The organism is Allosalinactinospora lopnorensis (genome assembly GCF_000981225.1).
Lineage (GTDB): Bacteria > Actinomycetota > Actinomycetes > Streptosporangiales > Streptosporangiaceae > Allosalinactinospora > Allosalinactinospora lopnorensis.
In genome coordinates this window covers 67,179-86,675 of the sequence record NZ_LAJC01000008.1, presented here as the reverse complement: position 1 = coordinate 86,675, position 19,497 = coordinate 67,179, and the positions used below count along the sequence as shown (strand labels likewise).

Below are 19,497 nucleotides of genomic sequence, written 5' to 3'. Positions count from 1 at the left end.
CCAATGGAGCCTAAGTCCCAGGCGGTGACACGGAGGGTGCTCCGAGCCGTCGACCGCACCACCGACACCCTCGCACTGACCGGCCTGGCCTCGATGGTGGTCGTCGTGTCCTGGCAGGTGTTCGGCCGCTACGTGCTGAGCGCGAGCCCGGCCTGGGCTCCGGAGACCGCGCTGGTCCTGCTGGCCTGGCTCGGGCTGCTCGGCGTGGCGATCGGTGTCCGCGAGCACGCCCACATCGGCGTCACCTTCGTCGCCGACCGCCTGCCGCGCCGGGTGCGCGCCGTGGTCCTGCGGCTCACGCCGGTGCTGTTCCTGGTGTTCGGGGTCTATCTGGTGGTCCAGGGGTGGGACTTCACCCAGATGACCATGAACAGCACCATGCCGGCGACCGGCCTACCCACCGCGGTGCAGTACGCCGCGATGCCGGTGACGGGTGTGCTCGTCTGCGTCTACAGCGCGCTCCAGATGCTCAACGTGGAGACGAGTCGCGGCGCCCTGGCGACGCCTGAGGCCGACGAGGAGAAAGCCGAGGACCGCGATGATCGTTGACCCCATAGGGGTGCTGCTGCTGATCGGCGTGTTCGCTGTCGCGCTCGTGCTGCGCGTGCCGATCGCGCTGGGGCTCGCCCTCGCCTCGCTGAGCACCGTCCTCTACCTCGGCATCCCGCTGCCCGTGGTCGGGCAGCAGATGGTCAACCAGCTGACCACGTTCCCCCTGCTGGCCATCCCGTTCTTCATCCTGGCCGGGGAGATCATGAGCTCCGGCGGGATCACTCGGCGGCTGATCGACCTGGCGAACCTGCTGATCGGGCGCCTGCGCGGCGGCATGGCCATGCTCAACGTGATGGCCAGCACGTTCTTCGGGGGAATCTCGGGCTCGGCGGTCGCCGACACCTCCTCGATCGGGTCGGTGATGATCCCGGTCATGAAACGCACCGGCTACGACGCGCGCTTCTCGGTGGGCGTTACCATCTCCAGCTCGATCCAGGGTGTGCTGATCCCACCGAGCCACAACGTGATCATGTACGCGCTGGCCGCCGGCGGCGGCGTCTCCATCGGGGGGCTCTTCATCGCCGGGATCTTGCCGGGGCTGCTGCTCGGTGTGGCCCTGCTGGTGCTGACCTACCTCCTGGCCCGGTGGCGCAAGTACCCCAAGGGGGAGCGGATCCCGCTGCGCGACGCCCCCAAGATCGTGTGGCAGGGGCTGCTCGGCGTGCTCACGCCGATCATCATCATCGGCGGCGTCATCACCGGCGTCTTCACCGCCACCGAGTCCTCGGCGATCGCCTGTGTGTGGGCGCTGCTCGTGGGCCTGGTGTTCTACCGCGAGCTGACCCCCAAAGGCCTGGTCGGTGTGCTGAGCCGCGCCATGCTGACGCTGTCGGCGGTGCTGTTCCTCATCGCCGCCGCGGGCGCGTTCGGCTACCTGCTCACCATGCTGCGCATTCCCGCGGCCCTGACCCAGGCCCTGACGAGCGTCTCCGAGAACCCGGTCGTCGTGCTGCTGCTGATCAACCTGCTGCTGCTGGCACTCGGCGCGATCATGGACATGGCGCCGCTGATCCTCATCGCCACGCCGATCCTGCTCCCGGTAGCGGAGAGCGTGGGAATGGACCCGATCCAGTTCGGGATCATGCTGATGCTCAACCTCGGCCTGGGGCTGCTGACCCCGCCGGTCGGCGGTGTGCTCTTCGTCGGAGCCGCCATCGGCAGGATCACCATCGAGGACGCCGCACGAGGCACGATGCCGTTCTACGTGCCCATGCTCCTCGTCCTGCTCGCGATCACCTTCATCCCAGGACTCACCCTGTGGCTCCCGACGGTGATGGGCTTCTGACGGGCGTGCCCGGCGAAGCCCCGACCCCACTCCGAACCGCCTCACCACCCAAGGAGAGAAGCGCAATGGCACTGAAGAATCCACGTCCCGCCCGGCGGTGGAAGCTGATCGCGGCCGTCGGGATGTCCGGCACCCTGCTGCTGACCGGATGCGGCAGTGGCGGCGGTGAGGACTCCTACGAGTGGTCGCTGGGTGAGACGCACCCGGAGGACTACCCCACCACCCAGGCCGACATCTGGTTCGCCGAGCAGCTGAGCGAGCGCACCAACGGCCGGATTAACATCGAGGTGATGCACAGTGCCCAGCTCGGCGAGGAGGCCGACGTCCTGGAGCAGGTGCAGATGGGCGCGGTAGAGATGACCCGGGTCAGCACCAGCCCGGTCTCGGAGGTCGTCGAGGAGTTCGGCGTGTTCGCGCTGCCCTACGTCTTCGACGACGAGGACCACCTGTGGCGCTTCCTCGAGGGCGACTACGCCCAGGGGATGCTCGACGACGTGCGTGACTCCGGGTACGTGGGCCTGGCCTACTACGAGGCCGGAGCACGGAACTTCTACACGGCCGACAAGCCCATCGAGTCCCCGGACGACCTCAAGGGCCAGGACATCCGGGTGCTGCCCGGGTCCGTGAACGTGGAGATGGTCGAGGCCATGGGCGGCTCGGGCGTGACCATGGACTACGGCGAGGTGTACAGCTCACTGGAGACCGGGGCCATCACCGGCGCGGAGAACAACGAGCCGAGCTACGTGAGCAGCGGCCACTACGAGACCGCCACGTACTACACCCGTGACGCCCACCAGCGGATCCCGGAGGTCCTGCTGATCAACGCGAACCTGTTCGACTCGCTGTCCGAGGAGGACCAGGAGCTGGTGCGCGAGGTCGCCCAGGAGTCCATCGCCGAACAGCGCGAGCTGTGGGACGCCGAGGTGGAGGACTCCATCGCCGAGATGGAGGAGGCCGGAATCGAGGTCATCGACGTGGACACCAATGAGTTCCAGGACGCCACCGCCGACATGGTGGAGAGCCACCGCGACCAGTACGCGGATGTCCTCGACGCGGTCGACGAGGCCCGCGAGTAGAACACAGGAGCCGCCCCGGGCGTCCGGGGCGACGCCGCGCCCGCGCCCGGCCTCGTGACGCCGGGCGCGGTCCCGTGTGACGACCGGGCGCCGGATACCCGGTTCCCGACACCAACGACCCGAAGGACCCACCGTGACCGTCACGCCTCCCGATCCCGCCCCGAACGGCCCGGCGACCCTGGACCGCATCACCGGTGTCCGGCTGTCGTCGGTGACCATCCCGCTGGACACCCCCATCAGCGATGCCAAGGTCTTCACCGGGCGCCAGCGCCCGATGACCGAGGTCGCGATGCTCTTCGCCGAGATCACCACCGAATCCGGCCACGAAGGCATCGGCTTCAGCTACTCCAAGCGGGCCGGCGGGCCGGGCCAGTTCGCCCACGCCCGCGAGATCGCGCCCGTCCTGCTGGGGGAGGACCCCAGCGACATCGCCAAGATCTGGGACAAGCTGGTCTGGGCGGGAGCCTCGGTCGGACGCAGCGGCCTGGCCGTCCAGGCCATCGCCGCCTTCGATGTCGCACTGTGGGACCTCAAGGCCAAGCGTGCGGGGCTGCCGCTGGCCAAGCTCCTCGGGGCGCACCGCGACTCCGTGCGCTGCTATAACACCTCCGGGGGCTTCCTGCAGGCACCGATCGAGGAGGTCGTCGAGAAGTCCGCGGCCCTGGTCGGGAGCGGCATCGGCGGCATCAAGCTCAAGGTCGGCCAGCCCGACGGCGCCGCCGACCTCGCGCGCGTGAGCGCGGTCCGCGAGCACCTCGGTGACGGCGTTCCGCTGATGGTCGACGCCAACCAGCAGTGGGACCGGGCCACCGCCCAGCGGATGTGCCGGGCTTTCGAGGAGTTCGGGCTCGTGTGGATCGAGGAGCCGCTCGACGCCTACGACTCCGAGGGGCACGCGGCGCTCGCCCACGCGTTCGACACCCCCATCGCCACCGGGGAGATGCTCGCCAGCGTCGCCGAACACGCCGAGCTGATCCGCCACGGGGGTGCCGACATCGTGCAGCCCGACGCACCCCGCATCGGCGGCATCACCCAGTTCCTCAAGGTCATGTCCCTTGCCGAGCAGCGCAACCTGGAGATCGCCCCGCACTTCGCGATGGAGATCCACATCCACCTTGCTGCGGCCTACCCGCGCGAACCCTGGGTGGAGCACTTCGAATGGCTCAACCCGCTGTTCAACGAGCACTTGGAGATCTCCGGGGGGCGGATGCACCTCTCCGCGCGCCCCGGGCTGGGCGTCACCCTCAGCGACCAGGCACGCGCCTGGACCGTTGACAGCGCGGAGGCGCACGCCTGAGCCGGCCGGTGGAGGGCCGTTCCGGTCGCCCCACGAGGGGACGTGCCGGGCGTGTCCAGTCGTGTCGACCCCAGCCGGACTCGCTGCGGCCGGACCGGATCGCTCAGCGCCCCCGGCGACGGCATCCGGCCGTCCACGCGCTGCTGGCTCCCGGCCGCACCGCTATGTGGTCCTGCTCCGGTTTCGCGGGGCGGTTCGGTCCTATGCCAGGAGCAGGGTTTTTCCGATGGTCTGGCGGTTCTCGATCGCGGCGTGGGCCTTGGCCGCGTGCTCCAGTGGGAAGGTGCGCCCGACAAGTGACCCGATGTGTCCCGCTGCCAGCTCGGACAGTGCCTGTTCGAGCAGCCTGCCTTGAGCCTCGGGGGCGATGGCGTCCCTGATTCCGACCACGGTGACCCCGCGGCGCCGTGCCTCGTCAGCGTCGATGTCGGCGAAGCCGCCGCTGGCCGCGCCGTAGGAGAAGAACCGCCCGCCCGGCGCGGTGATCTCAAAGGCGGCCCGCCCGATCCGGCCGCCCGCGCCGTCGAAGACCACGTCGACGCCCGCGCCACCGGTTGCCTGCCGTGCCCGCGCGGTCCAGCCCTCCTCGGAGTAGTCCACCACGTCCTCGGCACCCAACCGGCGCGTGTGTTCGAGCTTGTGCTCGCCGCGGGCGGCGGCGACGACCCGGGCGCCGGCCGCTCGGGCCAGGGGCACCAGCCAGGCGCCGAGGCTGCCCCCGGCCGCGGTGACCAGGACCCGTTCTCCCGGCCCAATGGCGGCCTTCTCTATCTGACTCAGTGCCATGAGGCCATCGTGCAGCGCCGCCAGAGCCTCGGAGAGAGCCACCCCGTCCGGCACCTCGAACACCTCGCCGGCCGGTACCGTGGCCTGCTGGGCGTACCCACCGCCGACGTAGGAACCGCTCGGTCCGGTGCCGGCGATGACCCGCCGACCGGTCCAGCCGGGCGCCACGTTCCCGCCGACCGAGCGCACCGTGCCGGCCACCCCGGCGCCGGGCACGTACGGCGGCATTACCGTGAAGTAGTCCCGCCCCCAGCCGCCGCGGAGCTGGATGTCGAGAAACAGGATCTCGGCGGCGGCGACGTCGATCACCATCTGGTCCGGTCCGGCTACGGGCTCGGGCTGCTCGGTCGCCACCAGCACCTCTGGGCCACCGAATTCTTTCACCTGCACCGCGCGCATGCTCACCACGTCCGTTTCCCGGCTCGTTCGCGTTCAGCCCCGATGACACGAACGCTAGGACCTAAACCAGAGTTGAGGTCAATTCGCGTGGTGGGCCCTGTTCGGGCGAGTGGACCAGCCCTCCTTTCACCGCGCGCCCGCCCCACGCCGGGAGCCGATCCGCCGCGGCGCTGCGGTCGCCGGCGGATCATCGCCGGAAGGGCCGTTCCGGCGGCGCCGCGGAGCGTCTCCCGACATTCCGCAGCGCCGCCAGCTTCTCCGGGTTGGTGAAGAGCCAGACCGCGGTGATCCGGCCCTCCACCACATCGAGGGCGAACACCGCGAACGGTTCCCCTCGCGAGGTGGACACGATTCCCGGCCTGCCGTTGACCTCCGCCAGATACACGGCGGGCTCCGGTGGCGGGTAGCCGGCGATGCCCACCAGAAAGCGGCCGACCTTGTCCGCGCCCTTGATGACACGCAACGGGCCCTTCCCAACGCCGCCGCTGTCACCGGTGAGTTCCACATCGGGCGCGAGCATTCTCACCAGGCCGTCCACGTCGCCGCTGGCGCACGCGGCCAGGAAGCGCTCGGTGACCTCGCGGTGGGTCGACCGGTCGGCGTCGAAGCGGGGCCGCCGCGCCTGCACGTGGCCGCGCGCCCGGCGGGCAAGCTGGCGGACCGCGGGCTCGCCGCGGTCCAGCATCGCGGCGATTTCGGCATGGGAGAACCCGAACGCCTCGTGCAGCACGAACACCGCCCGCTCCAGTGGCGAGAGCGTCTCCAGGACCATGAGCAGCCCGACCGCCACGGAGTCGGCCCGCGCGACCTCCTCCGCGACGTCCGGACCGGTCAGGATGGGTTCGGGCAGCCACGAACCGACATAGGACTCGCGATGGTTGCGGGCCAGCCGCAGCCGGTCCACAGCGAGGCGGGTGGCGACGCGCACCAGGTAGCCGGTGACGTTGTCGACCCGCGCGTGGTCCACGTCGCGCCAGCGCAACCAGGTGTCCTGGACCACGTCCTCGGCATCGGCGGCCTGCCCCAGAATCCGGTAGGCCACGCCGAACAGCAGATCGCGCTGTTCGGCGAAGACAGCGGTCGCGTCGACCTCCCCACTCATACAGTGAGCGTCCCATGCGCGGCTGTACCAGCGGTGGCCATGGCGGCCGCGCGCCGGGCGCTGGCGAAGGCCACCTCGCCCAGCAGACCGGGGGCGGCGACCTGGTCGCCGACCAAGTAGACCCCGTCTCCGCGGTCTATCGCGGGCCGGTCGCGCCAACTGGTCCCGGGCGGATCCAGGGCCCCGGATCTGCCCGCGGCGGCGGCCGTGCGCCGCCAGGTGACCCGCTCCCGCCATTCCGGCAGTGCCAGGTCCAGCAGGGGCTCCAGCCGTACCAGGGCGTCGTCCTTGGATTCCCCGGCCCGCAGCGGCATCTGCGCCTGCACGAGCGACTCCCCGGACTGGGCCAGCGACGGGTCCGCGCCGGTGTAGCGTTCCAGGAAACCGGCCTCGTCGAGGTCGAAGACCAGGAAGGTGTCACCCGGCCGCCTGCGCAGCCCGAGGTCGAGCAGTGCGGTGTTCCCGCTCTCGGTGCGCAGGCTCTCGTCGTCCAGCAGGGAGCGGGCCGCCGCCAGGGAGGTCGCCACGATCACCGGGGGATCGGGAAGCCGGTCGACGCGGATCCCGGTCTCGATGCCGACCCCCAGCCCGTGCGCCCGCGCGGCGAGGGCGTCGACGACCGTCTGTCAGCCGCCGTGCACATAGCGCACCGCGGGCCAGCCGGGGCGGGAGACGCGCAGGAAGCGTTCCCAGACGAACGCGGCCGACAGCCGGCCGGGGGCGGCGTCGAAGGTGACCACCCCCATCATGTTCGCGATCCAGCGGGCGGTGTCCGCCCCGAAGCGTTCCGTCGCCCAGCTCGTGAAGTCCCGGCCGATGGGCGCGCGCAGCCTCCGCCGGGTTGCCGCGCGCAGCATTGGGGCAGGGGGCAGGCCGCGCAGCCGCCCCTCAACGCGCATCCGGGCCCGCAACAGCTCCGCGGGCCCGAGCCGGGAGGCCGGCACGAGGCGCCGCCGGGCGAGCCAGCGCCAGTGCGGACCGTCGGCGTAGAAAACGTGCGGACCCTCGCTGGCGATGTACGGCGCCGAGGTGGAGCGGGCCCGCCCGCCCAGTCGCCTGTGCGCCTCGAACAGGGTGACCCGGGCGCCGGCCTCGGCCGCGGCGACCGCCGCGACGAGGCCGGCCACCCCTCCGCCGACCACGGTGATCTTCTTCTGCATTGGCGGTACCTCCTTCACCGTCACGACGGCGCGGCCCCGCGGAATGTGACATTCGGGCGCGGTCACGCGCGTACGGACGCGGGGCCCTCCCCGCGCTGCGGGAACGGCGTCGGCGTTACGGGGCCCGGGGATCCTAATACTTTCTTAGCCGCCGTCGAATGTCTGTTTAAACGCGACTCGCGCAGAGGGGGACGGGACCTAGGTTCGTCTTTGTGGGGCGGGCGGGATCTTCGGCGCCCCCGGTTCTCTGGGCGGCTGACAGAGCGCTGAGAGAGCACACGTGCCGCTGCCCGATTCCCGCGGACAATGCGCGCACCAGGCGAGTGTCGGTCGCGGTCCCGCTCGTGTCCCGGGCACGAAGGACGGTCTTGTTCTGAAGGTTCTCGAAAGGAAGAGAGTTTGATGCAGCGCAAAACCCGGATCGGACTGGTTCTCGCTTCGAGTGTCGCGGCGGTGGGCCTATTCACCGGTGTGGCGAGTGCGGATCTGGGCGACCGCCTTCCGAGCGACGGAATTCCGGGTGACGGCACCGGCACCAACACCCAGGATGTGCATATTTACAATGCTCCCGCGGTGACACTCTGCCATCTCGACGGCAGAGACGTCGTCGCCCGTGAACTCGAGAAGTCAGAGCCCGAATTCACCGGTTACCACTGCGACCAGCCCTCCATCACCCGCAACGGCTGGGCGCTCTGGGTTGAGCCGTGATCTCCGGCCCCATGCGGTCCGGCCCAGCGGGGCACACGGGTACGGCCGTGATGAGCCGGCGGTCCGGGCCGAGCGGAGCGTGGTGAGGGCGGCGAAGCCGTGACCCGGACGGTGGGGCGGCGTCTGCGGACGGAGGCGTCGCCCCACGTGTGTGCCTGCGGTGCGGGACACGGGGGCGTCCCGCACCGCTCTTACGGCATCGCCTCGGGGGATCCTTCCCGCGGACGAAGCGACCCCGACGCGGCCGGGTGGCCGTGTCGACGGGCGCTACCCGGCCGTCCGGTGTGTCCCCGCAGTGGTCGCCGAGGACCCCGCCACGCCGTGCTCGGCCCGGATAACGCGCACGTCGGACTGGGCGAAGAGGCCTTGCAGGATGAGCTCCAGGTTCTCCAGGAGCACCCGGCCGGCGACCGGGTCGACGATGCCGGCCATACTCGGTACGCCGAAGTCGAACTCCGCGCGGAACGTCACCGCGGCCCCGTCCTCGGCGCTCTCCACCGTCCAGCCCCCTTCGAAAACATCGAAGTCGCCGTCCGTCTGCGTGAAGGAGATGACGCCCCGGCCCCGGTCGAAGGTGTCCGATTCAGACCACCGCAGCAGTCCCTTGCGGAACAGCACCACCCAGTGGCTGACCAGGGAGCCGTCCGGTTCGGGCGGCAGCACCTCGACCTCTCGCACCGCGTCGACGAGTTCGGCGTAGCGGGCGAAGTCGGCGAGGGTGTCGAAGGTCTCGTCGCGTCCGTGGCCGGGCACGAACGCGGTCATCAGTACCGAATACATATGTTCTCCGTGGTCGGACTAGCCGGCCTGGCCGGTGAAACGGGCTGCCAGTTCCGCGAAGGCGGCGTCGAAGGCCGCCGCGATCCGATCGGCCTGGGCATCGGTGAGTACCGCGGGCGGGGTGAGCCGCAGCACCGCTGTGTTGTTCAGGGAGTGGTTGACCAGCACATGCTGGTCGAGCAGGGCGAGCAGGAGCTCCCCGGTGACTCCGGGATCGGCCAGTTCCACCCCGATGAGCAGTCCCTCGCCGCGCACCTCCCGCACCAGGTGCGGGCAGTTGTTCCGCGCACTGTGCCGCAATGCCTCGCGCAGTCGGGTGCCGAGCTCGTCCGCCCTGGCCACCAGCCCCTCTTCCTGTATGGTCCGCACCGCGGCCCCCGCCGCGGCCACGGCGATCGGCGCCGCCGCGAACGTGGAGGTGTGCAGGAAGGGGTCCTTGTCGAACGGCCGGTAGGCGTCCTCCGTGCACACGGCGGCCGACACCGGCACCACGCCACCGCTGAGCGCCTTGCCGACCAGCAGCACGTCCGGCCGCACGTTCTCGGCGTCCACTCCCCACCAGCGGCCCAGCCGTCCGAGGCCGGTGAGGATCTCGTCCACGATCAGGAAGGCACCGTGGTCGCGGCAGATCCGTTCGACATCCCGCAGATATCCGGCCGGCGGCAGCACCACCCCGGCCTCACCCTGCACCGGCTCGACGATGAAGCTGGACGGCACACCGTCGGCGAGCACGCCCGCCAGCGCGTTCGCGTCGCCGTGGGGCACGGTCACCACATCGGGCAGCAGCGGCCGGAAGGGGGCCTGGTAGGTCTCGCGCGCGGTGACGCTCAACGCGCCCATCGTCTTTCCGTGGTAGCCGTCGGCGGTGGTGACCAGCCGCTGGACTCCGTGTGCCTTGGCCAGCTTGAGGGCCGCCTCGGTCGCTTCCGTCCCGGAACCGGCGAAATGCACCTTGGTCAGACCGGGCGGGCACACATCGGCGAGTGCGCGCGCCGCGTGCGCGCTCGTCGGTTCGAGCAGGATCCTCGTCGCCAGCGGATGCCGGCCGAGCTGCCGGGCGACCGCCTCGACCACGCGCGGATGCCGGGCGCCGAGCAGCAGGACCCCGTAACCGGCGCAGTTCAGGAACTCGGCGCCGTCGGCGGTGTGGACGACGGCCCCCTGGGAGGCCACTTCCAGGTGGTCGTCGAACATCCGGGCCATCGCCACCCGCGCCGAGCTGAGGTGGCGCTCGAATGTGCCAAACGGATCGTCATCTGCCGATCCGGTGCCGAAGGGGGGAGCGGTGTCCATCACCGGTTTCCTTTCTCTGCGTCCAGCCGCAGCGGACCTCCCAGGAAGTAGTCGCCGAACGCGTCGGCGAGCGAGGACCGGGAAGGGGGGTGGAACGCCGCGGCATGAGTGGTGGCTGCCAGGCAGGCGACGTCCGGCTGGCTGATGAAGGACATTCCTCCCAGGGCTTCCACGGCCAGAGAGGTGGCGCGGCCGATGATCTGCTGTGCGCCGTAGCGGGCCGACAAGGCCATCGCCAGTTCCTCGTTGCCGTGCCGCCCGGCGTCCACATCGAGCGCCACCCGTTCGATCGCGAACATGGCCGTGTCGAGTGACCAACAGACCTCGGCGCGGATGTCCGCACTGCCGCGCCCGGCGTCCAGCAGCCGTTGTGCCAGCGCGGAGGCGGCCCCTATGTAGGACGCGCCGACCAGCAGGCTGAACCAGATGAGGCCGATGGCCTGCAGGTCGCCGGCTCTCGAGGCGTCGTTCAGGTCCGGGCGGACTATCAGTTCATCCTCGACGGGGACCCGGTCGAGAATCACCTCGTCGCTCTCCGCTCCTGTCAGGACCGGGCTGTTCCAGAACGGCCGCACGGAGATTCCCGGCTGTGTGGCCGGTATCACCGCGATTCCCAGGTCGTGCTCGCCGTCGTCGCGGGGAAGCGCGATGCTGGCCGTGATGAGATCCATCGACCGGGACAGGCTGCACGGGCGCTTGCTGCCGGACACCACCCACCCGTTCGCGGCCCGCTCGGCCCGCATAGCGGGCCGGAGGATGTTCTGGCCCGAGCGGCCTTCGGCGAACGCGCTGGACATCAGCAGGTGTTCGTGGGCGATGGCGTCGATGAGCATCCATGCGAAGCCGTCGCTGCGCTCGCCCAGCGCCACAAGGCTGGCCACCGAGAAGTTGTGCATAGTGGCGGCCACGGCAAGAGAAGGGGATCTGGACGCGAGGGCCCTGGTGCAGCGCGCCGCCGCCACCGCGTCCGCGCCCCTTCCCCCGTGCTCACCCGGTACCAGCAGCCCGGGCCCACCGGCCTCCTTGAACAGCGCAGGTCCGCGGCTGCCCGGCTGCTCCAGCGCCACCGTTCCGTAGTCGGCGAGCGTGTCGTCCAGGCCGGGCAGGAGCCGTTCCAGGGCCGACCGCTCACGCTCGAGAAAGCTCATCGTGCGCTCCGTACGTCCATGGGGGGCAGCGCGCTGTCGAAGATCGACTCCCGGGGAGTGACCCCGGTGGCGATGCTGATGCCCTGCAACCGGCTGGTGCGCAGCGCCGGAAAGTTCGCCTCACCGTTCGGCCCGCCGGTCAGACCGGTGCCCCCGTGTGTCGGCAGCGTCGGCGCGAACCCGAGGTGGGAGTCGTTGACCTTGAGCAACCCCCCATTGCGCATGGTGCCGCAGAACTCGTCGATGACGGCCCGGTCGCCGGCCCACAGTGAGTTGCGCAGACCGTAGGGATTGGAGTCGAGGAAGTCCAGCATCGCCGGCAGCAGCTCGCTGTCCGCGGCGGGCGTCGGCACGACGATCGGCAGCAGCGGGAAGAACGTCTCCGCCCGCACGGCCTGGAGCTGGTCGGCCGGGGAAAGGCCGTCGACCCGCACGATGGTGGGTTGCAGGAACACCCCGGCCGGATCGACCGTCCCCTGGTGGTCGGTGCGTTCGCCCCCGGCGACCAGGGTGGCGCCCGCCTCGACGGCTTCGGCCAGCACGTCGAAGAAGTCCGCGGCCCGCAGTACGGGGGTGAGCAGGGTCTCGGCGTCATCGGGCAGTCCGGGACGCACCTGGTCCAGCCGCTTCACCAGCAGCTCGATGAGCTGGTCGGCGACGTCGGGATGGACCACGGCGTACTTGGGCACCATGCAGATCTGGCTGGACCCGTAGAAGCATTCGAGCAGGGCTTGGGCCGCGAGTTCGAGTTCGGCATCGGACCACACCAGAACGCCGTCGTTGCCGGAGAGCTCCAGCACGGACTTCTTGCCGGCCTCGGCGCAACGCTTTTCGATGTCCATGCCGCGCCGGCTGTCCCCGATGTAGAAGACGGTGTCCACATCGGTGTGGGCCAGCCAACTGTTCATGATCGGGGCCGGCGCGCCGCAGATGACGTTGATCGTGCCGGCAGGCGCGTCGATCTCCGCCAATGCCGTCCCGACCAGCTCCCGCCAGGCCCACGCGACCCCGAGCGGGCAGCTGCGCGGAGCCTTGACCACGATGGTGTTCCCGGCGAACAACGCTCCGACGCCGAGTATCGAGTTGGACGCCGCCGCGTTCTGGGGCGGGCTCAGGCACACGACACCGTCGGGCTTGCGGACGAGCCGGAGCTCGCGACCGCCGACGTCCTCCGCCCGTTCCAGCAACGAGGCCACCGTGTCCAGCGTCACCGGGGCCAACTGCTGCATCACACCGGCGACTTCCCACTCGGCCAGCCGGCGCGGGTGCCCCTCGGCGATGAGCACCTCGATGAACTCCTCGATCCGGTCCTGCAGCACACCACGCAGCGCGACACCGAGGGAAAGCCGGTCGGCGAGCGGCCACCGGGACCACTCCCGCTGCGCGCTCCGCGCGGAAGACACCGCCTGCTCCCATTGCTGCTCGGTGGACCTGGCCACCCGTCCGGCCACCTGGTCGGACCCGGGGGCGGTGGTCCGGCCGCGGTCGAGTTCCCGCTTGAGCCTCAACCCTGCCATCGGGTCCTGCATCAGCACATCCGCGTTGAGGACGTGAATCCACTCCTGGGCGGGCAGGTCCACACTCCCGACAAAGGTCGGATAGCTTCTCACGACGAACCTTTCAAAGTATGGGACTTCGTCAACAAAGCTAGGGGACGGCAGCAATACATTGTTATCCCGAGTTTTTTGGGATTGACCAGCACGTGTGTCGCGGCGACCGTTCAGGCATGAGCAATGGAACGCTGAATGATGTTAAACTGGCGGGGTCTTTGTGGATGACCCGGATGGTCGCCCGGGCAGCCGCCGGCATCGGCGATCTGGCCGCCGAGTTGGACCGTCCGCATCGCCAGCAGGATCCCTATCCGCTCTACGACGAGATCAGACGGCGCGGCCCCTGGTATCGCAGTCGGCTGGGTTTTTATGTAACGGCCTCCCACGATGTCGTTTCGGCGTTGGAGCGCCACCCGGATATGACCTGCACCATGCTCGGGGGAACGGCCGGCGGTGCCACTTCGAAGGCGGCGTTTCCGGAGCAGCACATCCATCCGCTTCGTGATTCGCTGGCCGGTATCGACGCGCCGGATCACACCAGGCTGCGGCGAATCGTTGCCCCGCTATTCACTCGCAAGGCCGTCGCGGAACGGCGCCGGTCGACCGTCCGCCTCGCCGATGAGCTTGTCGCGGCATTGCCCGAGAACGAGCCGTTCGACCTGGTCGAGCGTTTCGCCGTGCCGTTTCCGGTGCTGGTGATCTGCGAAATGTTCGGCCTTTCCAAGGTGAACGTGCCCATGCTCGCAGAATGGGGACGGGTGATCGGGGCGACGGCTGACGGTGTGCGCACGGTCCAGCAGTCGCGCGAGCTCCAAGAGACGCTGACGGCCATGGAGCGATTCTTCTCCGACCTCCTCGAAGACCGCCGGCACGATCCCGGCGGCGACATCGTCAGCACGATAGTGCAGGGCAGCCCGGACGACTGTGATCCCAAGGACCTCATCGCCCTGGCGGAACTGTTGTTCGTGGCCGGATTCGAGACCCTGACGAACTTCGTCGGCACGACGGTACTCGCCCTGCTCGACCATCCGGAGCAGCTCGAACTGTTCCGGGCCGACCCGGATCTCGCGCCGCGGGTGGTCGACGAATCGCTGCGTTTCGAGGCGCCCGTACAGACCAACATGCGCGGACTGCTCCAGGAGGCCGAGCTGCCCGGTGGCCGGCTGCCCGCGGGAAAACCCATCATCGTGCTGTACGGCGGCGCCAACCGGGACCCGGCGGTCTTCGAGGACCCCAACCGGTTCGACATCACGCGCACCAACAGCGGCACCCACATGGCGTTCGGCGCCGGACCGCACTACTGCCTCGGCGCCGCTCTGGCACGGCTGGAGGGAGAGAGCGCCTTGCGGGCACTGTTCGGCCGCTTCAGCGATCTGAGGCAGGCCGGGCCGGTCGAGTGGTACGAGTCGTTCGCCGTCCGCGGAGCGCATCGGCTCCCGCTCATCGCGAAACGATCGGGGTAGGCCGGGGCCGGCGAAGGACCGTACCGCCCTTGGGCGCGGGGTCGCGCAGGGCGGTACGGTCGGTTTCCCGACCCATCGAGTCATGCCGGGCGCGGCCTGCCACCGTCGGCTGCCGCGCGCCGCGTTTCCCTCACGCCAGAAGCATGTACTCCAGCCGCTCGTCCTGGATCTGCTGGGCCCAGAGCCGCCCGACCTCCGCCCTCTCCTCCGGCGTGGTGTCCAGCATCCGCCGCCCGGGCCAGATCTCGTAGTCGCCGACCACGTCCGCGTGCTGCTCCATTCCCTGCTGGAACACCTGCTCCAGAGTGAACTGCAGATCGGACATGGGCAGGCTCTGCCACAGTTCGCGCCCGGTCTGCACCATGTCCAGCAGCGACGCCCTGCGGTCCGGCTGGGCGGACAGGTGGCGGCGGATGATCGTGCTTCCGACGGCCAGATGCCGGGTCTCGTCGCGGTTGGCCATGAGCTGCATGCGCGCGGCAACCGGGTCCAGCAGCCGCCACTTGCGCTCGCTCAGCTCAGTGATCGGCGCGATGACCCCTTCGACGAGCACGCACACGAGCAGCACGCCGCGGTAGAAGTCCCCGTGCTCCGCCATGTCCTCCAGGCCGTAGTGCTCGACCGGGCTCAGTACCGCCTCGGCCGCGTCGCCGGCGTACTGGGCGATCACCTGGTCCAGTTCGGCCGGCGGCACACCGAGATCCAGCAGATGCGAGCGGTACAGCTTGCGGTGCCGGGCCTCGTCCATGATCTGGCTGGTGTAGAACTCGAGGCAGTCCGTGTCCGGGGCGATGGGAAGGAGCGCGCTAAGAGCCCGGGTCGCCTTGTCCTCGGCGATCGCCTGGAAGGAGAACTCGGCCAGCAGCGCCTGCCGAAGCGGCGCGTCCTCCAGCAAGTACGCGGGGACGCCCAAAGGGGCTTCCCACTCGGGCGCCTGCTTGATCATCTGGCCCATCCAGAAGTCGAGGTCGCACTGCTCAGGGCCGAGCGCGTCAATGTGATCCTCGCCGGCGATGGTGTAGGCGACCGTCCCGCCTTCTTGCTGCATTCGGTACACACTCCTTTTGTGTCGTTCTCGCGCAGATCGCCACCGACGGTAGATCCGCGGCGCGGCGGGCGGCCATCCCAATTTTTCTGGGACGCCCCGGAACCGCCGGCGCAATCGCCCGTGAGGTGACGGTGAGCGCTGGAGAGACCTGAGATCAGCGCTGGGCCCTAAAGAGCGCGGATTTGCCCACCATCGTCACGTCGAAGACGTCGAAGTGCTGAGAGAGGGCCTTGTTCAGACCGTCCAGGTCATCGGTGTAATTGCTCCATATCCCCTTGCGGTTGTAACTGTGCAGAATCGCCTTCCCCAAGAGGTTCTGGTCGGGCAGCGCGCCCAGAACGGTACTGCCGAACAGCCAGGCGCCCGGTTTCATCAGCGGTTTGACGTTCTCGAAGACCGCGGCCTTGTCAGTGAATTCCCCCGGTAGGCAGTGCATCAGGCAGTTCATACCGACCGACCCGAAGCTCTCCTCGGGAAGGTCGACGGGCTCCAGGACATTGCCCTGCTTGGTGGCCGGCGAGTACCTGCGAAGCCTGCCGGCCGCCACGCGCAGCGAGTTGGGATTCATGTCCAGCAGGGTCAGTTCGGGCCGCTCGACGGGATAGGTGCACCGGTTGAGGAAGTAACCGGTGCCGATACCGATGTCCAGATGGTTGGCCGAGACGTGGCGGTCGTACAGGTCGAGAATCCGCCGGCTGGGACAGCCCCATGCCAGGGGCTGGGAGATCCGCAGCACCGCGGTGTTGTAGACGGCCAGGATTCCCGGTGTGTACACCGCCTGCCCGGGCTCCGGGTCAAGCGGGTCGTTCTCTGTAGGCATGAGCGTGTTTCCTTCCGTCGTTCTCGAGGCATTCAGCGCAGTTCGTACGGTTTGAGGTGCGGAAAAAGCGAACTGACAAGTTGCCGCCGGCTGTTCACCGACAGCGTTCTGAAAACGGGCCTGAGATGGTCCTGCACGGTGTGCCGGGAGATCTGCAGGTCGTCGGCGATTTCCGTGGAGGTCATGCCTCTGAGCACCCGCAAAGCGACCTGCACGGCGCGGGGGGTGACGCCGTGCGCGGCAAGCAGGAAGGGGGCCACCACCAGTGGGCGCGCCCCCTGGATGGACACGGTCGCCTGCGGCTGTCCGTCCCGATGGCGCTGCCTGGTTCCACTGAGCTGCAACCAGCCCAGGTTCTGGTCCTGCAGCAGCATCCGCTGTGACGGGCTGCTGTCCGGAGCGCCGCTGATCAGCCGGGCCGTGAGTGTCCATAACGCCAGGGGCAGAGCCGGATGCTGCGGGCAGCGTTGGCAGTTGAGATGCTGAAGCAGGTACCAGCCGTAATCGTTCACCGCTTCGGTGCGGCCCTTGCCATCCAGGCTGATCACGCCTATCTGCTCGGGGGAGAGGCGACCGATAGGCGTGTTCAGCGCACGCTTCATGAGCTCGTAGCTGAATTCCGCGGCCCACGCCCGCACAGTGGAGGTCTCGGCGGCGGAGAAATCCGCGCGCCCGTTCCGCCGGAACAGGGAGACGTACCCCCAACACACTCCCTGGCAGGTCAGCGCGACCCGCAGTTCGTGTTCGATCCCCAGTTGCCGCAGGATTCCGCGGTACCGAAAGCTCCGTTGCGGCTCGCCTCCGGTCGCCTCCGGCGACAACCCGACCGAGCGGCGCTGCCGTGCGAGCACGGTCAGCTTGTTCACATCGGTAACGGCGTATTCGGTCAGCAGACTCCGCGACGCGTGCTGTCTCGGCAGACCGGAGAAGCGCCCGCTCTCCAGCAGCCCACTCAGCGGATCGGCCGTCCCGAGGAAAAGCGAATCAAACGGGGCCTGGTCGGCCAACGTCATCCGAACCGAGGACTCAAGAGCCGCCAGTTCCGGCTGGTGCCCGGTTCTGGCGGCCTCTACTTCGCTCACGGCGCTTTCCATGGCAGTCTCCTCGTTGATCGCTTCCACACGCGGGCCATCTCGATCCAGCAGCCCGGCACGGATCACAGTTCGACCGGAGCTTCAGGACTCGGGGGAAGAAGAGGACGGCCCCTGGAGTCCACCCACCACAGGGCACTGGCGGTTGGGGGACACGCCTGCGAGGCCTCTTCTGGCACCTTTGTCCACGGCTGAGCGACACGAGCAGTACGGGTTCGTCTGCCTACAGAGCGGGCAGTTGGGCACGCCAGAGGCTCCTGGTGTTTCGAGGCCTTTGCGTGTCGTCTTCGGGAGTCCTCCACCCAATGGGGCCCGAGGCGCGACCGGAATCCGTCCCCCGCGTCACGCGTAGAACCGGCACGCCAAGAACAGCGAGAATCTCTACGCCAGTACGTGTGAGAGTGCCGCCGAGTCGACGGCGTGCTCGGGTCGTCGGAGGGCGGGACCCCGCCGGATCGGCCCGCACGCCAGTCACCGCGCGAGCGTCGGCCTCGTCCGCCACTGCGGCTACGCCGCGCCGACCCGCCGCGGACCTGCGGCCTCAGGTCGGCGATCGCAACCTGCCATCCCATCCGCTGTCGCGGACAGCGGCCCGACGGACATGCCGGTTGCTCCTTTCCCCTTCGGAGAGTTGGTCCTGAGCGACGTTATCGGAGTAAGACTAAGCCAACCTTAAAAGGAAACGTTCGCTGTTTTAATGACTGATCATGGGGCTCCGGAGCCCCCGCGACCATGGAAAACACCAGGCTCATTCGCCTGAGCTGGGAAAGTGATATGAATCACGAATAAACCAGGCGCGCCCCTCGTCGCAGCGGCTTCGGAAGCACCCGCCGGAGTGGCGGAACGGAAATATCCAGTGCCTTGGACAGCAGGTTTGCCCGCCCTTTGTCTCGCTGGGGAGAACTTGCGGTGAATACTCGGGTCGGCCGCCCACTTTCGCAGAAAGGCGCCTCCTTGGAAGGCGCCTGAAAAGGGGGGATGACGGCGTTGACCGGGAAACCCCCGGCCGCGCGGAGGCCGGGGCGGCCGAGCGTCCCCCTACCCCACCGATCTGCCCGCTCATCCCTGGGGTCAGGCCGGGTGGGACGCCGCCGCCCGGAAACCGGAACGGGCCCGCCGGAGCCGGCCCGCCAGTGCGCGAGTGCGGGTGACGTAGGACACCTCTTGCTATCCTTGACGGGTCCGCAGGGGGCGCTATGGGGGAAATCGTCCTACCCATCATCGTGGGGGTGTTGTCGACGGCGGTCGTGGGGCTCTACCTGCGCGACCGGCGCAACAGCAGCGAGATCACCAAGCTGAAACGGCACCTTCGCCGGCTACGCATCGAACGCGAGCTCGACCATGCCCCGGATCCGCCATCGGATCCGCCACCGCGCCGTGGGCGTCGCCAGATGCGTGCCGAAGGCCGCGGCGGAAGCGCTGGCGCCTGGTTCAGCGACCGCGTCCACGGCCACCCCGGGCTCACCTCCGGTGCGGCCGGTATCGCCTCCACCGCTCTGGCCTTGACGCTCCTCCACCCGATTCCCGGTTCTGCCGTTTCAGCCGATGGTGCGCCACACCACCGCCCTGAAGCGCAGCCCTCCCCACTTCACTTCGAGCCCTCCAAGCCGCACGCCTCCCCCGGCTTCAGCGGCGAGGCCGACTGGGACGACGTAACATCCGTGGCCGAATCGAAGCAGACCTTCACGAGCACGATCTCCGTTCCGGCCCAACAGCCCGAAACGGGGGAGGGCGGGGCCGGAACCCCTGGCGCGGAGCCCGCGCCCCCCACACCGGATACGGGGCGCGACGTGCCCGAGCGGCCGTCCGCGCCGGCCGAGGATCCGGTACCGCCGCAGCCTCCGCGAGAACCCGGCAACGGCGAGGACGGGAGCGACGAACCGCCCCCACCGACCTCACCGCCGGACCCACCCGAGCCTCCCTGATCATCCCGGTGGGG

General features: G+C 69.2%; 16 protein-coding genes and 1 pseudogene. 7 read left to right on the top strand and 10 right to left on the bottom strand.

Annotated elements, in window-relative coordinates:
• The first annotated feature begins 36 nt into the window (after positions 1 to 36).
• The 4 genes from VS93_RS04840 (at position 37) to VS93_RS04825 (ending at position 4,210) form a co-directional block, all read left to right on the top strand.
• A complete protein-coding gene (locus tag VS93_RS04840) occupies positions 37 to 549 on the top strand; it encodes a TRAP transporter small permease (protein WP_052745536.1) in 513 nt (170 codons plus the stop codon).
• A complete protein-coding gene (locus VS93_RS04835) occupies positions 539 to 1,837 on the top strand; it encodes a TRAP transporter large permease (protein ID WP_046468800.1) in 1,299 nt (432 codons plus the stop codon). The genes VS93_RS04840 and VS93_RS04835 overlap by 11 nt, the downstream gene beginning before the upstream one ends.
• Positions 1,838 to 1,902: 65 nt before the next feature.
• Positions 1,903 to 2,913: a TRAP transporter substrate-binding protein gene (locus tag VS93_RS04830; RefSeq protein WP_046468799.1), complete on the top strand. Its 1,011-nt coding sequence runs from the start codon at positions 1,903 to 1,905 to the stop codon at positions 2,911 to 2,913.
• A gap of 133 nt (positions 2,914 to 3,046) precedes the next feature.
• The gene (locus VS93_RS04825) at positions 3,047 to 4,210 is read left to right on the top strand and encodes an L-talarate/galactarate dehydratase (protein ID WP_046468798.1); all 1,164 of its coding nucleotides are present in this window, start codon (positions 3,047 to 3,049) and stop codon (positions 4,208 to 4,210) included.
• Between the two features lie 201 nt (positions 4,211 to 4,411).
• Here the strand turns inward: VS93_RS04825 and VS93_RS04820 are convergent, their stop codons facing one another.
• The 3 genes and pseudogenes from VS93_RS04820 to VS93_RS04810 all read right to left on the bottom strand — a co-directional run bounded on the left by VS93_RS04820 (position 4,412) and on the right by VS93_RS04810 (position 7,681).
• Positions 4,412 to 5,395, bottom strand: coding sequence for a zinc-binding dehydrogenase (locus VS93_RS04820; RefSeq protein ID WP_046468830.1), 984 nt, complete (start codon positions 5,393 to 5,395; stop codon positions 4,412 to 4,414).
• A 187-nt stretch (positions 5,396 to 5,582) separates the two neighbouring features.
• Positions 5,583 to 6,497: an RNA polymerase sigma factor SigJ gene (sigJ, locus tag VS93_RS04815; RefSeq protein WP_046468797.1), complete on the bottom strand. Its 915-nt coding sequence runs from the start codon at positions 6,495 to 6,497 to the stop codon at positions 5,583 to 5,585.
• Positions 6,494 to 7,681 (bottom strand): annotated as a pseudogene (locus VS93_RS04810) (FAD-dependent oxidoreductase). The gene sigJ and the pseudogene VS93_RS04810 overlap by 4 nt, the downstream one beginning before the upstream one ends.
• Positions 7,682 to 8,059: 378 nt before the next feature.
• On the opposite strand from VS93_RS04810, the gene VS93_RS04805 reads away from it, so the two are divergent.
• Positions 8,060 to 8,365: a hypothetical protein gene (locus tag VS93_RS04805; protein ID WP_046468796.1), complete on the top strand. Its 306-nt coding sequence runs from the start codon at positions 8,060 to 8,062 to the stop codon at positions 8,363 to 8,365.
• Positions 8,366 to 8,632: 267 nt separating this feature from the next.
• Here the strand turns inward: VS93_RS04805 and VS93_RS04800 are convergent, their stop codons facing one another.
• From VS93_RS04800 to VS93_RS04785, 4 genes are read right to left on the bottom strand one after another with little or no spacing between them, the layout of a single operon-like run.
• Positions 8,633 to 9,145 carry a type II toxin-antitoxin system RatA family toxin gene (locus VS93_RS04800; RefSeq protein ID WP_082126627.1) on the bottom strand — a complete coding sequence of 171 codons (513 nt, stop codon included), beginning with the start codon at positions 9,143 to 9,145 and terminating at the stop codon, positions 8,633 to 8,635.
• A gap of 18 nt (positions 9,146 to 9,163) precedes the next feature.
• Positions 9,164 to 10,438, bottom strand: coding sequence for an aspartate aminotransferase family protein (locus VS93_RS04795; RefSeq protein WP_046468795.1), 1,275 nt, complete (start codon positions 10,436 to 10,438; stop codon positions 9,164 to 9,166).
• Positions 10,438 to 11,586, bottom strand: a complete 1,149-nt coding sequence (locus VS93_RS04790) for an acyl-CoA dehydrogenase family protein (RefSeq protein WP_046468794.1) — start codon at positions 11,584 to 11,586, stop codon at positions 10,438 to 10,440. The genes VS93_RS04795 and VS93_RS04790 overlap by 1 nt, the downstream gene beginning before the upstream one ends.
• Positions 11,583 to 13,196, bottom strand: a complete 1,614-nt coding sequence (locus VS93_RS04785) for an aldehyde dehydrogenase family protein (RefSeq protein ID WP_156184678.1) — start codon at positions 13,194 to 13,196, stop codon at positions 11,583 to 11,585. Before VS93_RS04785 ends, VS93_RS04790 begins: the two co-directional genes overlap by 4 nt.
• A 173-nt stretch (positions 13,197 to 13,369) precedes the next feature.
• Here VS93_RS04785 and VS93_RS04780 point away from each other — a divergent pair, with 173 nt between their 5' ends.
• Complete coding sequence (locus VS93_RS04780; RefSeq protein ID WP_162231643.1) at positions 13,370 to 14,599, top strand: cytochrome P450; 1,230 nt, start codon at positions 13,370 to 13,372, stop codon at positions 14,597 to 14,599.
• Positions 14,600 to 14,729: 130 nt separating this feature from the next.
• On the opposite strand, the gene VS93_RS04775 is transcribed toward VS93_RS04780, so the two are convergent.
• The 3 genes from VS93_RS04775 to VS93_RS04765 form a co-directional block, all read right to left on the bottom strand.
• Positions 14,730 to 15,647: a hypothetical protein gene (locus tag VS93_RS04775; protein ID WP_052745533.1), complete on the bottom strand. Its 918-nt coding sequence runs from the start codon at positions 15,645 to 15,647 to the stop codon at positions 14,730 to 14,732.
• A 154-nt stretch (positions 15,648 to 15,801) separates the two neighbouring features.
• Entirely contained in the window at positions 15,802 to 16,467 is a 666-nt protein-coding gene (locus VS93_RS04770) for a class I SAM-dependent methyltransferase (RefSeq protein ID WP_046468792.1), read from the bottom strand.
• A gap of 32 nt (positions 16,468 to 16,499) precedes the next feature.
• The gene (locus VS93_RS04765; RefSeq protein ID WP_162231642.1) at positions 16,500 to 17,549 is read right to left on the bottom strand and encodes a helix-turn-helix transcriptional regulator; all 1,050 of its coding nucleotides are present in this window, start codon (positions 17,547 to 17,549) and stop codon (positions 16,500 to 16,502) included.
• A 1,205-nt stretch (positions 17,550 to 18,754) separates the two neighbouring features.
• Here VS93_RS04765 and VS93_RS04760 point away from each other — a divergent pair.
• Positions 18,755 to 19,483, top strand: a complete 729-nt coding sequence (locus VS93_RS04760) for a hypothetical protein (RefSeq protein WP_156184676.1) — start codon at positions 18,755 to 18,757, stop codon at positions 19,481 to 19,483.
• Positions 19,484 to 19,497: the final 14 nt, after the last annotated feature.